Source organism: Lactiplantibacillus pingfangensis, from assembly GCF_005404945.1.
GTDB lineage: Bacteria > Bacillota > Bacilli > Lactobacillales > Lactobacillaceae > Lactiplantibacillus > Lactiplantibacillus pingfangensis.
Window position 1 is genome coordinate 1 of record NZ_BJDG01000041.1, and the last position, 12,628, is coordinate 12,628.

At 43.0% G+C, this 12,628-nt stretch carries 13 protein-coding genes; 8 read left to right on the forward strand and 5 right to left on the reverse strand.

The window, feature by feature from the left end:
- Positions 1–75 precede the first annotated feature (75 nt).
- Positions 76–465, forward strand: a complete 390-nt coding sequence (locus FFM74_RS12910; protein WP_137627042.1) for a hypothetical protein — start codon at positions 76–78, stop codon at positions 463–465.
- An 896-nt stretch (positions 466–1,361) separates the two neighbouring features.
- On the opposite strand, the gene yidA is transcribed toward FFM74_RS12910, so the two are convergent.
- From yidA to FFM74_RS12925, 3 genes are read right to left on the reverse strand one after another with little or no spacing between them, the layout of a single operon-like run.
- Positions 1,362–2,171, reverse strand: coding sequence for a sugar-phosphatase (yidA, locus tag FFM74_RS12915; protein WP_137627043.1), 810 nt, complete (start codon positions 2,169–2,171; stop codon positions 1,362–1,364).
- 20 nt (positions 2,172–2,191) lie between these two features.
- Positions 2,192–3,538 (reverse strand): HD domain-containing protein, encoded by a 1,347-nt coding sequence (locus tag FFM74_RS12920; RefSeq protein WP_137627044.1) that lies wholly within the window; start codon positions 3,536–3,538, stop codon positions 2,192–2,194.
- 22 nt (positions 3,539–3,560) lie between these two features.
- Complete coding sequence (locus tag FFM74_RS12925) at positions 3,561–4,364, reverse strand: lipoate--protein ligase family protein (protein WP_137627045.1); 804 nt, start codon at positions 4,362–4,364, stop codon at positions 3,561–3,563.
- A gap of 239 nt (positions 4,365–4,603) precedes the next feature.
- On the opposite strand from FFM74_RS12925, the gene FFM74_RS12930 reads away from it, so the two are divergent.
- From FFM74_RS12930 to FFM74_RS12960, 7 genes are all read left to right on the forward strand, one after another.
- Positions 4,604–5,044, forward strand: coding sequence for a YwiB family protein (locus tag FFM74_RS12930; protein WP_137627046.1), 441 nt, complete (start codon positions 4,604–4,606; stop codon positions 5,042–5,044).
- Positions 5,045–5,088: 44 nt separating this feature from the next.
- Positions 5,089–5,712 (forward strand): DNA-directed RNA polymerase subunit delta, encoded by a 624-nt coding sequence (gene rpoE / locus FFM74_RS12935; protein WP_137627047.1) that lies wholly within the window; start codon positions 5,089–5,091, stop codon positions 5,710–5,712.
- A gap of 173 nt (positions 5,713–5,885) precedes the next feature.
- A complete protein-coding gene (locus tag FFM74_RS12940; RefSeq protein WP_137627048.1) occupies positions 5,886–7,496 on the forward strand; it encodes a CTP synthase in 1,611 nt (536 codons plus the stop codon).
- Positions 7,497–7,735: 239 nt separating this feature from the next.
- A complete protein-coding gene (locus FFM74_RS12945) occupies positions 7,736–9,013 on the forward strand; it encodes a UDP-N-acetylglucosamine 1-carboxyvinyltransferase (RefSeq protein ID WP_137627049.1) in 1,278 nt (425 codons plus the stop codon).
- 165 nt (positions 9,014–9,178) lie between these two features.
- Entirely contained in the window at positions 9,179–10,477 is a 1,299-nt protein-coding gene (gene rho / locus FFM74_RS12950) for a transcription termination factor Rho (protein ID WP_137627050.1), read from the forward strand.
- Between the two features lie 112 nt (positions 10,478–10,589).
- Complete coding sequence (locus FFM74_RS12955) at positions 10,590–10,835, forward strand: type B 50S ribosomal protein L31 (protein WP_137616440.1); 246 nt, start codon at positions 10,590–10,592, stop codon at positions 10,833–10,835.
- 157 nt (positions 10,836–10,992) lie between these two features.
- Complete coding sequence (locus FFM74_RS12960; RefSeq protein ID WP_137627051.1) at positions 10,993–11,625, forward strand: GNAT family N-acetyltransferase; 633 nt, start codon at positions 10,993–10,995, stop codon at positions 11,623–11,625.
- Between the two features lie 80 nt (positions 11,626–11,705).
- Here FFM74_RS12960 and FFM74_RS12965 read toward each other — a convergent pair whose 3' ends face one another.
- The gene (locus FFM74_RS12965; protein WP_137627052.1) at positions 11,706–11,963 is read right to left on the reverse strand and encodes a hypothetical protein; all 258 of its coding nucleotides are present in this window, start codon (positions 11,961–11,963) and stop codon (positions 11,706–11,708) included.
- A 24-nt stretch (positions 11,964–11,987) separates the two neighbouring features.
- Positions 11,988–12,377: a hypothetical protein gene (locus tag FFM74_RS12970; RefSeq protein WP_137627053.1), complete on the reverse strand. Its 390-nt coding sequence runs from the start codon at positions 12,375–12,377 to the stop codon at positions 11,988–11,990.
- Between the last annotated feature and the right edge of the window lie 251 nt (positions 12,378–12,628).

Genomic DNA, 12,628 nt, shown 5'->3' on the forward strand with positions numbered 1-12,628 from the left:
TACCGAAATGAGGTCGCTTAGAGACAACAGTAAATTTATATTATTTCATCTGACAACTTGACAGGGCCTAGCGCAATGGCTGTCTTTGATGAAATTGATAGCTTTCATAAAACACACGAGTATGCAACTATTGATGATGATTTAGTTCAATTAATGCAGCCATCATTGCAGTGGCTTAATTCGTATTGGACAACCCAAGGAATGAAGAAAGGGTTGCCATATGATAGTTATTCTGTGGTCAGTGGTGTGGATTTGGAACAATTGTTTCAGTTATTCACTGCTTGGCAAGATTTGTTTAAATTGGCTCCTTGTAAAGTTCCGATTAGTGAATACTGCGATGAAAACGATAAACATCGTTATCGGATGCTAAGCAGGCATCAAATACTGGATCAAATGGCTTCGGTAATTTCACTATTAGAAAAAGCAAAAGCTGAGAAATGTAACATTTTGTATGAAGGCATTTAGGAATGGCATGAAATTATGTACACGCCAGTATTTTGTGAATATTCCTGATTAACAATATGCAATTTTTAGCGCTGGTTGGGTTGAGTGAAATATAATGATTATTTTTTAACTTTTGAGATTCTGTTTATTAGCTATTAAGGATAAACAGTAGGATCATACAGCTCAAGCTCATAATACTTCCGACAACCACAAAGACAATCTTCTCACTACTTTTTATTTTTAATTTTTTTAGTATAAAAAGTAATAATGTAATCCACGGTCCAATGTCGTTGTTCGACATCGTATTTACAAAACTGTCCACATTTGTTTGATTAATCTTAAAGCCAATTAGAATCATCAGTAATCCTATGAATAGAAATATTGAGATACCGAAATTTTGCAAAATCACTGGCTTCATCCCCAATCCTTACGAGGTAGTTAAATACCAAATAAAGAGATCAGTAACATTGAAATTTAGCTCACTGCCATAGGGTGTTTCATGACTACCTAATTTGTTCCGAGAAAAATTGGAACTGTTAAATAAGCAAATAATCCAGACATTAATAATCAGAACATAAAATAGCACTTTGACAAAGCTTTACTTTTTAAAAATTCGAGTGATTTCGTGCTTCTCCAAAGAATATAGAAGCGAGTGCGGTTGCCATGTCTGTGATTAGAAGATAAGTCTAATTCGATTAAATATAAAATAAGGAATTCTGAGGTGCGACTGTTTTGTGCCAACATATTGGTACAAAAATTAGTGTTGTTAACTAACTGTTTAGTAACAAGCAACTCAACCGACTCCTTTACTTGCAATTACATAGCGGTAAAAGACGTATCCGTTACTAACCAACCAAAAAAGGACCATCCTAATTTTGACTTTTTCAGACAAAATTAGGATGGTCCTTTTATTTAGTTTAAGCGAGTGCCCAAGTCTTGATGGCATGTGCCACGCCATCTTCAATATTAGTTTTAGTTTCGTACTTTGCGGCGGCTTTAACGTCGTCAATCGCATTGCCCATCGCCACACTGTTGGTGGCATATTCGATCATGCTCAAATCGTTGCCTTGATCACCAATTGCCATGACTTCATCAGCGCTGAGATGCAATTGTTCCGCGAGAACTTTTAAGGTCCGGCCCTTGCTGGCTGCTTTATTCATTAATTCCAAGAAGAAGGGTTCCGATTGGACGATGTAGTAACGGTCGTGAAAGTCGGCTGGAACTTTTTCAATTGCTGGTCCAAGTACGTCTGGCGTATCAATGAACATACATTTAACGATTGGCAAATCCGCGCGCATTTGATCAGTGCTCCGGTAACGAATTGGCATTTGAACGAGACTACTTTCACCGACCGTGTAAGGACTAATATCGGCGTTGGCCGTGTAAATATGGTCTTCACTCTCAACATGACAGTGGACACCGAGTTTACGACTGAGCGCTTCGATATCAATATAATCATTATGGGTGAGCGTGAGGCTCGTCATAATTTTACCTTCAACGGTCTGTGCCATGGCACCGTTAAACGTAATCACGTATTCGTCATCGCCTTTTAACCCCAGTTGTTTGATAAAGGGGGTCACGCCATTGAGCGGCCGGCCGGTACACAAGACCACTTTGATGCCTTGGGCTTGCGCGGCGTGCACAGCTTCAATGGTAGCGGGGTTTAGTTCGCTATGTTCGTTGAGTAAGGTGCCATCCATGTCGATGGCAATAAGCTTGACTGACATTTAAATTCCTCCAAATTAAATTAGCTAATTAAACGGTCATTTTGAATATGTTGTTGAAAATCCTGATAAATTGGGTCAAATAAATCAACTTCGGGGCTGCCACTAAGCATTTCCTTTGGGAAGAAGAAGCGTTGATCGCCGGAAACTTTGCCAGTGATGGCGCGAACGAGGTCGCTGACGGTTGAGAGCTCGACTAACGAGCCATCTTCTTGCATCAGTTCAATTTGTGTCCGTGGCTTTTTCATTTTTGGATCATAAGCATCATATGGCAAATCATAGCTATCGTTAATCGCCGTATAATAATGACTATTAAAACCGGCCCGTTCAATCAATTTTTGTAACTCAGGGACAAGCGCTTTAGTTTGGTCATCGATCCGAGCTGATTTCAATGGTCGGCGATCTAAGAATCGCGTTGATAAATCGGCGAGAATCTTATCTTGACTATCACGCCAATGATTGAAGTACGTGTTTAAAACGCCGTCATCTAGGCGCAAGTAATCCTTCAAGGTAAAGTCGTTATTGAAAAATGGTAATAGCATGTGTGGGGTCGCTTCGGCATCCACATCATGATTCTGATAAAGGTCATTGGCACGCTCTAATAGGTGATCCAAGATGACTTCCATTGACCGTGAAACGGGATGGAAATAAACTTGCATGTACATTTGAAAACGGCTAACAATGTAATCCTCAACCGCGTGCATGCCTTCCATCGCGAAGGTGATTCCGCCAGCATAAGGCTTCATCACGCGCAAAATTCGGGTTAAATCAAAATTACCATAGTTAGTGCCTGTGAAATAAGAGTCACGGAGTAAATAGTCCATGCGGTCAGCGTCAATCTGACTAGAAATCATTTGAACGACTTGTGGGTTCGGATAAGTTTTCTGAATAACGGTAGCCACCTGACCTGGGAACTCCGGTGAAACGCGGCGGAGTACTTGGTTAACTTCGGTTTCTGGCGAAGTCAGAATTTGCACGGTTAAGGCTTCATGGTCGGTATGGAAAATGTGTTCAAATGTGTGTGAGTACGGGCCGTGACCAATATCGTGCAACAAGGCCGCACAAAGGGCCACAATGCGTTCGTGGTCATCCCAACCGCCATCGCCTGGCGTCTTAGTTGGATAGTTGCGTTCAAAATTATCACAAATCCGACGAGTCACTTCATAAACACCTAGACAGTGACCAAAGCGTGACTGTTCAGCGCCATGAAAGGTCAGTGAAGTTGTTCCAAGTTGTTTAATCCGGCGTAACCGTTGAAATTCAGAAGTGTTAATTAAGTCTAAAATGATTTGATGTTGGATGTAAACATAGTCGTGGACCGGGTCACGAAAGACCTTTTCCATGGGTAAAAGTTGATTACGGTATGACAAATAAATTCCTCCGTTCAATCCGTTAATTTAGGCGCGTCTGTCGGCGTTGCATTTGACGATAGGCGTGAGCTAAGTGTGCTTGAAATTCAGGTTCTTCGATTAATTTTGGTAGTTGTTGTTGGTCGACTGTCCCATGCTGTGCCAGCACCGTGTTAAAACGGTCAATCGCCTGGGGGACGGTAATGATTTTGCCTAACTTTTCAGCCACGGTCGTCATCACTGCCGGGTCCACTTGTGGAAAGCGGTCATCAGTTTTACCCGCTAAACTCGTGTGATAAAACTGACGGATGAGTTGACTGCGCTGATTTTGGTTACCATTAATACTAATATACAGCATGATAACGAGCGCAGATTCAGTCCGGCGTTGCGACATTCCGGCGATTTTTTGCCCACCGATACTTAAATCATAATCACCCGGGCAATAAGATTGGCTAATTTCGCCGGTCGCAATTTCCAAACTCGGCCACGCTGCTTGGACATAATCAGTCATCAATTGATAAGCTTCGGTGATTGAATAGTCACTGCGACGCGCCGGGACAAATAGTGACACGTTTAAAACGCCCAAGTCAGCGACCACCGCCAAGCCACCGGAATTACGCAGCATGGTTTGATAGCCCGCTTGTTTCAAGCCGGTTAGCCCGGCGTCAAGTTGTGGCAAGCGTTGGTCGAGCAAGCCTAAGATCACGGTCTGTGGCAGTTGCCAATAGTGGACGATTGGTTGTTTGAGCTCGCTAGTTAGCCACAATAAAGCATTCATGTAAGCAAAACTGTCGAGCATTTCTTCGGGTTGGTAATGTTGCGTTAAGGTTGCAATCGGTGCTTGCATCAAAATTTGATCACCTCATAATATCGGTTTCAATCATTAATTATACCCGAAATCGTTTGCTGTCACAGCTTAATTGCTGGTTTAGGTTGATTTTTAGGCATTTTTAATCAGATGGCTTATAATTAATGACGAGATAACACAGGTCAAAGATGGGACTTGTTTTTTGTTGCCGTCTACCGGTCAGCGGCAATGGTATCACTAACCTGTGTAACGATGGACTAATTAGGAGGACCAAAAATATGGATGATTTAACAACGGGTGTGCCAGTTGCCATTCATTTGGAAACGCAGGCAACCCAAGATGGCGACACCGCTAACTATGCGCTGGACGTTGATGGTCAACTCGTGCAGATGGGCGATGCTTTTTATTTGAGATATAAAGAAGTGAGTGAAGAGACGGCAGAACCGATTCCAGTCACGATCAAACTCGCTTCAAATGGGGATGTCGTCTTAACACGCAGTGCCCAAAATCGGCTACGGTTGCATTTTGCTAACGGTAAACGGGTACAAGCGCGTTACCAAACACCGATGGGAATCTTGCCAGTTGAGACCGTCACACCACTGTTGCAAGTCCGGTTACGGGAACGGCCATTTTCAGGTGCGGTCAATATTGACTACGAATTATATGCTGGGGAACAGCTAATTGGTCAATACAAGTTACGATTGCAATTCACGGCTTAATTTGGTAAGATGTACTGTAAACTGTGGAAAGGACGTGCACCAGTTTGGAACTAAAACAATTTGATGGACAGAAGAAGTCCGAATTATCTTTAATCGAGGTTGCGCATGCAATCTTAGCGCAACACGGTGATGTCATGGCTTTTGCCGACATTACCAACGCTGTACAGACTTATTTAGGTAAAAGCGACGAAGAAATTCGGGAGCGTTTATCACAATTTTATACCGATTTAAATATCGATGGTAGTTTCATTTCGCTCGGTGACAATATGTGGGGCCTGCGTGCATGGTACCCATTTGAATCCATTGACGAAGCCGTTATTCATACTGACGATGAGGATGATGAAGATCGGCCTAAGCGTAAAAAGCGTAAGAAGGTTAATGCTTTCTTAGCTGACGCCGGCGATGACGATGATGTCATTGATTACGATGATGATGATCCCGAAGACGACGATAATTATGAAGACGATGACGACAACAATTCCGATGACGACGATGATGACGATTCAGAAAGCAGCAGCAAGTATGATGAATTATCAGGTGTCGATGATACGGATGATGACGCCGCCGATGAAACTTTGCCAGACGGCATCGAAGGTCAACTGTCTGAATTAAATGACGACGATGATGATGACTACGATGACGATGATGATGAAGACAGTAGCAAGTAGTTAGCGTTAAGGATTTAACTTGACGAATGTCTATTGGACTTGTATTATCTTTATTGGGCTCTCTGGTAGTAATGCCAGAGACAAACGAACGAAATCAAGCTCCCTATTCACTGAATAGGGAGTTTTCTTTATTTATAGCCTCCCCACGAAATAAATCTTTAAGGAGTTATCACATGACCAAATATATTTTTGTAACTGGTGGCGTTGTGTCGTCGATTGGTAAAGGTATTGTCGCAGCATCATTAGGGAGATTACTGAAAAACCGTGGCTTAAAGGTCACCATTCAGAAGTTTGATCCATATATCAACGTTGATCCTGGTACGATGAGTCCTTACCAACATGGTGAAGTTTTTGTCACCGATGATGGGACCGAAACAGACTTGGACCTCGGACATTACGAACGGTTCATCGACATTAATTTGAATAAATATTCAAATGTTACAACCGGTAAGATTTATTCAGAAGTTCTGCAAAAGGAACGTCGGGGTGACTATCTTGGGGCAACTGTACAAGTGATTCCTCATATTACGAACGCGATTAAGGAAAAGATCATGCGTGCCGGTACCACAACGGATTCCGACATTGTGATTACCGAAATCGGTGGGACCGTTGGGGATATTGAATCCTTGCCATTTATCGAAGCCTTGCGTCAGATGAAGAGTGACCTTGGTTCCGATAACGTCTTCTACATTCATACGACCTTGATTCCATATTTGAAGGCCGCTGGCGAAATGAAGACCAAGCCAACGCAACATTCTGTGAAGGAATTGCGGAGTTACGGCATTCAACCGAACATGTTAGTCGTTCGGACTGAAAAGCCAATTACCCGGGAAATGCGGAACAAGATTGCGTCATTCTGTGACGTTGAACCAGAAGCCGTCATTGAATCCTTAGATGTTAAGACGATTTATTCAATTCCATTGAATGTTCAAAAGCAAAACATGGATTCAATCGTTTTGAACCATTTTGGCATCAAAGCACCAGAGGCTGATATGAGCGACTGGGAAGATCTTGAACATCACGTGCAACATTTATCACGGACGATCAAGATCGCCCTGGTTGGAAAGTATGTGGCGTTACAAGATGCTTACATCTCGGTGACTGAAGCCTTGAAGCATGCCGGCTATACCGATGATGCCGAAATTGAGTTAAATAAGATTTCTGCGGAAGATGTGACCGCCGATAATGCCCAAGAACTTTTAGGTGACGCTGATGGGATTTTAGTTCCCGGCGGTTTCGGTGATCGTGGGATTGAAGGCAAGATTGAAGCAATCAAATATGCCCGTGAAAACGATGTGCCTTTCTTAGGCATTTGCTTAGGCATGCAAATGGCAAGTGTTGAATTTGCTCGCGATGTCTTGAACTTGAAAGATGCCAACTCCGCTGAAATTGATCCTGACACGCCAGATAATATTATTGATTTGATGGCGGATCAAGAAGATGTGGAAGACATGGGTGGCACGCAACGTTTAGGTGCCTATCCTTGCAAGCTGAAGCCAGGAACGGTTGCGGCCGCAGCTTATGGCAACGAAGAAGTTGTCATGGAACGTCATCGTCATCGTTATGAATTCAATAATGAATATCGTGAAGCGATGAAGGCCAAAGGGTTAGTGTTCTCAGGAACTTCGCCTGACAATCGCCTTGTTGAAATCATCGAATTGCCAACGAAACGTTTCTTCGTTGGTTGCCAGTACCATCCAGAATTCTTGTCACGGCCAAATCGTCCTGAAGGCTTGTTCAAAGCTTTCATCGACGCCGCCAATGCAACTGGCAAAGCAAAATAATTAAGATTAGTAATTTGAAGTGCTCAAGCGAAGTTTGCTTGGGTACTTTTTTTGCTCAGAATAATATCAAAAAGTTGCAGTTTGTTAATGAAAGCGATTAAATTAGATGAGTTGACGATTTTCTGGTTCGAAAAGATTACAGTTTCCTGATATTGGTTGTTTTTTTGCATGACATTCTTTATTATGGTTAATGATTGTATTGTACAGTGTGACACTTATTTAGCGAGGAAAGTTATGTTATGAAAAAAATGATTATCCATGGCGGAAAAAGACTTTCTGGGGAATTAACGATCGGTGGCGCAAAAAATAGTACCGTCGCACTGATTCCTGCTGCGATTCTAGCAGACACTCCGGTCCGATTCGATACGGTTCCGCACATCTTAGACGTTCACAATTTAAAAATTATTTTGGAATCAATGAATGTTCATTCCACTTTTGAAAATGATGTATTAACGATTGATCCAACTCAAATTATTGAATCCGAATTACCAAGTCACGCAATTAAAAGCCTGCGTGCATCTTATTACTTTATGGGAGCGTTACTCGGGCGTTTTAACCGCGCAACGGTAACCTTCCCGGGTGGGGACAATATTGGTCCTCGTCCAATCGACCAACATATCAAGGGCTTTAAAGCCTTAGGTGCCAACGTTGTCGAAAAAAATGATTCTGTTTTTATTTCAACTGGTACGGAAGGCCTTCACGGTGCCCGCATCTTTTTAGATGTGGTTTCGGTTGGCGCAACCATTAACATTATCTTAGCTGCCGTCAAAGCACACGGGACGACAACGATTGAAAATGCAGCCAAAGAACCAGAAATTATTGATTTAGCAACTTTCTTGAACAATATGGGCGCGAAGATTCGTGGCGCCGGGACCGATGTCATTCGGATTGAAGGGGTGGCGTCCTTGCGTTCCCGCGCAACCCATACGATTATTCCAGATCGGATTGAAACGGGAACTTATTTGTCATTGGCCGCCGCAATTGGCGATGGCGTCTTATTGAAAAATGTGATTCCAGAACATATGGAGTCATTCACGGCGAAGATGCTCGAAATGGGTGTCGATTTACAAATCAACGAGGATAGCATTTACGTGCCACGCGTTGGTGAATTGAGTCCCGTGCGTGTCAAAACGATGACTTATCCTGGTTTTGCAACCGACTTGCAACAGCCGATAACGCCATTATTGCTACATGCGAATGGTAATAGTGTCGTGATTGATACCATCTATCCACAACGAACCCAACATGTGGCCCAATTGCACAAAATGGGCGCAGATATTCATGTGCAAGATAACTTAATCGTCGTCGGGCATTCAGCTCATTTGCAAGGCGCGCACGTTGAAGCCGGTGAAATCCGTTCGGGTGCAGCCTTAATGATTGCTGGTTTAGCAGCTAGTGGGACGACTGAAATTTCACGTGCCGATAACATTTTACGTGGTTATGATCGTGTCGTGGACAAGTTGCATACGCTCGGCGCAGACGTGGAAATCGCTGCGGATGAACAAGAACGCGTGTAAAGGCGAATATTACAGCCTTTAATTTAATAGCGTACTGAAAAGCTCTAGGAAGTACTTTGCAAAAAAACAGTTATTAACTAAAAAATAAGTCAAATTGAAGTGGCGAACTTAATGACGAGTGCGCCCATAGACCAGCCAATCACAAGCTGAGAAAGAGCAGTGATAATGGAAAAGATTTTAACAATGCACGATCTTGAGGAAAAAACCCTCAAGGAAATTTATACTTATGCCCGTGATTACAAAATTCAGTATTATTCACAAATGAATAAAAAAGAACTGTCGTTGGCAGTTTTACGGGAACAAGATAAGAAACGCGGTTTTGTCCAAATGGAGGGCGTCCTCGAAATAATTGGTCAAGAAGGCTACGGCTTTTTGCGTCCAATTAATTATGGCCCGTCACAGGAAGATATTTATATTTCACAGTCCCAGATCCATCGGTTTGGGTTACGAAATGGTGATTATGTGGCTGGACAAGCACGCCCACCGAAGCCAAATGAACGTTATTATGGCTTGATGCGCGTGGGGACTGTTAATGGCAAGGACCCTAATGAGGCCCGGCAACGGCCACATTTTCCAGCCTTGACGCCACTTTATCCTAACCGGCAAATCAAATTGTCGACGACGCCACAAACGTTATCGACGCGGTTGATTGATACTTTTGTGCCGATTGGTTTTGGGCAACGGGGCTTAATCGTCGCGCCACCAAAGGCCGGTAAAACAACGCTACTTAAAAATATTGCCAATGGCATTATGACAAATTATCCCAGCGCAAAGTTAATTATGTTACTCATTGATGAACGACCGGAAGAAGTCACAGATTTGGAACGCTCAATTAAGGGTGAAGTGGTGAGCTCAACCTTTGATCAGCAACCTCAAAATCATGTGCGGGTCGCCGAATTAGTGTTGGAACGTGCGCGGCGTTTAGTTGAAGATAAGCAAGATGTCATTATTTTGTTGGATTCAATTACGCGATTGACACGGGCTTACAACTTAACGATGCCATCTAGTGGTCGAACATTATCCGGTGGGCTTGACCCGACAGCTTTTTACAAGCCTAAGCGTTTTTTTGGTTCTGCGCGAAATATTGAAGAAGGCGGTAGTCTGACGATTTTAGGGACGGCGTTGGTTGATACGGGTAGCCGAATGGACGATATGATTTACGAAGAATTTAAAGGAACTGGGAATTCTGAATTACAATTATCCCGTGAATTGGCGGAACGTCGCGTCTTTCCAGCTTTAGATTTAAAGCAATCAAGCACCCGAAAAGAAGAGTTACTGTTGAGAAAGCCGGCATTGGAACCCATTTGGCAAATTCGGCGTTCTATGGGCGGCAACTCATTGGCCTATACGGAACAAATGTTGCAATTGTTGAAGCGGTCCAAAACCAATACCGATTTCTTAAACGACTTAGGAAGTTTAAAAATTGGCGGCGGCACGGCCATGCGATCCAAATCACGTCGTTAGTTTGGACACGCTTGACGGACAATCGGGCGATATGATAGAATACAAAGGTTGATTTAAAACAAATGATAATCTCTGTTTCAGCAAATGATTCAGGGCAAAGGAGCGTAATATTATGCAAAAAGGAATCCATCCAGATTACCACCAAGTTGTTTTCCAAGATTCAACAACTGGTTTCAAGTTCATCTCTGGTTCAACAGCTACTTCTGCTGAAACCGTTGAATGGGAAGATGGTAACACTTACCCATTAATCCGGGTTGAAGTTACTTCAGACTCACATCCATTCTACACTGGTAAGCAAAAGTTCACCAAGGCCGATGGTGCGGTCGATCGTTTCAACAAGAAATACGGTCTCAAATAAACAATTTGAAATCAAGCAGTCAATCGACAATTGTCGGTTGGCTTTTTTTGTAATCTGATTTGAACAAAATAACGAGTTTGGTCGGAGTTATCTGATAGGATGAGGTTGAGTCTTTTTAGAAGTGGATGACCAAATCAAAATCAGAGGGGTAAAGTTCATGCTAAATATTCGACACGAAACACCCGCCGACTATCAGACGGTGGAAGATATGACACGCGCTGCTTTTTATAACCTTTATGAACCTGGCTGTGTGGAACATTATTTAGTGCACACGATGCGGCAACATCCGGATTTCATTCCTGAGCTAGATGATGTCTTAACATTGGATGGGAAAATCATTGGCAATGTGATGTATACCAAGGCCAAGTTAGTCAATGATGCCGGGGATGAAAAAGGAATTTTAACGTTCGGTCCGTTAAGCATTGCACCGGCCTTTCAACGCAAAGGGTATGGCAAACAGTTATTGGAATATTCGTTTAAGCAGGCTCGGCAGCTCGGGTATGAGACCATTGTTATTTTCGGTAGTCCTATGAATTATGTGGGTCGCGGTTTTCAGAAGTTTAAGGTCAGTTTGCCGAATGGACAGTATCCAGCGGCGATGATGGTTAAAGAATTAAAAGTTGGTGGTCTGGGTGGTCAACATTGGCGGTATTATGACAGTCCAGTTATGGCAGTTAGTGAAGCGGCCGCGCAAAAGTACGATGCGACGTTAGCGCCACTGACTAAACGACATCAGCCGAGCCAAGAAGAATTTTATATTATTAGTCATGCCATGCTTGGGGATAACTAGTTATCGTGTCAAAGTTATCCACTGTGGAAAACTTTGACGTGTATTGTCAGAATAGAGCAAAAGTCAGAAACTAATGGTTGCTACGTGTGAGGATTCTTTCGCCAGGCATTTGCGATTGAAAGGCCTACTAGTAGCATAATCAGGAATGATAAAACATCAAGCACGCCCAGTGGGTGTTGAACTTGTTGGCTAATGATCGCGATAAAACAGCCTAAGATGATCAACCAGCCATATTTAGCGATTGCTTTAATTGATTGGGATTGTGGGCTTCGTTTGCTTAAACCATAGAGTTGCCCTGCTAGGAGTACCAAAATGATGGTTGAAATTTGATTGGTCATGCAAGTCCTCTTTTCTATGATTGTTTAAGTTAGGACATGTAGTGAGTAGACCCCGGCAGCCGTAACGTCCATATAAATTCGGTGATGGCGGTGGCGGGCATTGTAGTATGACAGATCATTGGCTTGCTTGGTAAAATAGATGGCGGTCGCTTCACCGGCGATAAAAGTGACTCCCCCGGAAATCGCACCACCGATGGCGCCAACTGCCCCCCATGCGAGGGCATTATTGGCATGTTCAGCTTGCATTTGTACCACCGCTTGATTGCTAGTGAAGTAGTAGCGAGTTCCCCACCAAAATGAGGCACTAGTATAGTTTTTCTGCCAAGTCGTTTTAACAGTTCGACTAGCTTGTTTTGATTGGTGAGTCGTGGCAGTATGCCAACCGGTGAAGATTAGTAATGAAATTGTGAGCATAAAATATAATGTCGAACGTTTCATCATCATGCGACTTCCCGTCTGAAATGTGATATAAAGGCTGCTTAACGTGGTACAAGCCAATAGTAGCACTGGCTATAACTCGATGATATAAAGTTACGGAAAAGTCTCTGTGTATTTTCTGTAAAGAATCGACACAAAAAAAGGTCATGGGGCGCGGCTCCGTGTCAAGTAGACAATCAAATAATTAAAATTGTTAAGCAATTTTCTTGAGGGCATGATTCCGGTAT

Coding starts and splice junctions, on each gene's coding strand:
- FFM74_RS12910 (WP_137627042.1), top strand. CDS start 76: ATGGCTGTCTTTGATGAAATTGATAGCTTTCATAAAACACACGAGTAT.
- yidA (WP_137627043.1), bottom strand. CDS start 2,171: ATGTCAGTCAAGCTTATTGCCATCGACATGGATGGCACCTTACTCAAC.
- FFM74_RS12925 (WP_137627045.1), bottom strand. CDS start 4,364: ATGCAAGCACCGATTGCAACCTTAACGCAACATTACCAACCCGAAGAA.
- FFM74_RS12930 (WP_137627046.1), top strand. CDS start 4,604: ATGGATGATTTAACAACGGGTGTGCCAGTTGCCATTCATTTGGAAACG.
- FFM74_RS12940 (WP_137627048.1), top strand. CDS start 5,886: ATGACCAAATATATTTTTGTAACTGGTGGCGTTGTGTCGTCGATTGGT.
- FFM74_RS12945 (WP_137627049.1), top strand. CDS start 7,736: ATGAAAAAAATGATTATCCATGGCGGAAAAAGACTTTCTGGGGAATTA.
- rho (WP_137627050.1), top strand. CDS start 9,179: ATGGAAAAGATTTTAACAATGCACGATCTTGAGGAAAAAACCCTCAAG.
- FFM74_RS12955 (WP_137616440.1), top strand. CDS start 10,590: ATGCAAAAAGGAATCCATCCAGATTACCACCAAGTTGTTTTCCAAGAT.
- FFM74_RS12960 (WP_137627051.1), top strand. CDS start 10,993: ATGCTAAATATTCGACACGAAACACCCGCCGACTATCAGACGGTGGAA.
- FFM74_RS12965 (WP_137627052.1), bottom strand. CDS start 11,963: ATGACCAATCAAATTTCAACCATCATTTTGGTACTCCTAGCAGGGCAA.
- FFM74_RS12970 (WP_137627053.1), bottom strand. CDS start 12,377: ATGCTCACAATTTCATTACTAATCTTCACCGGTTGGCATACTGCCACG.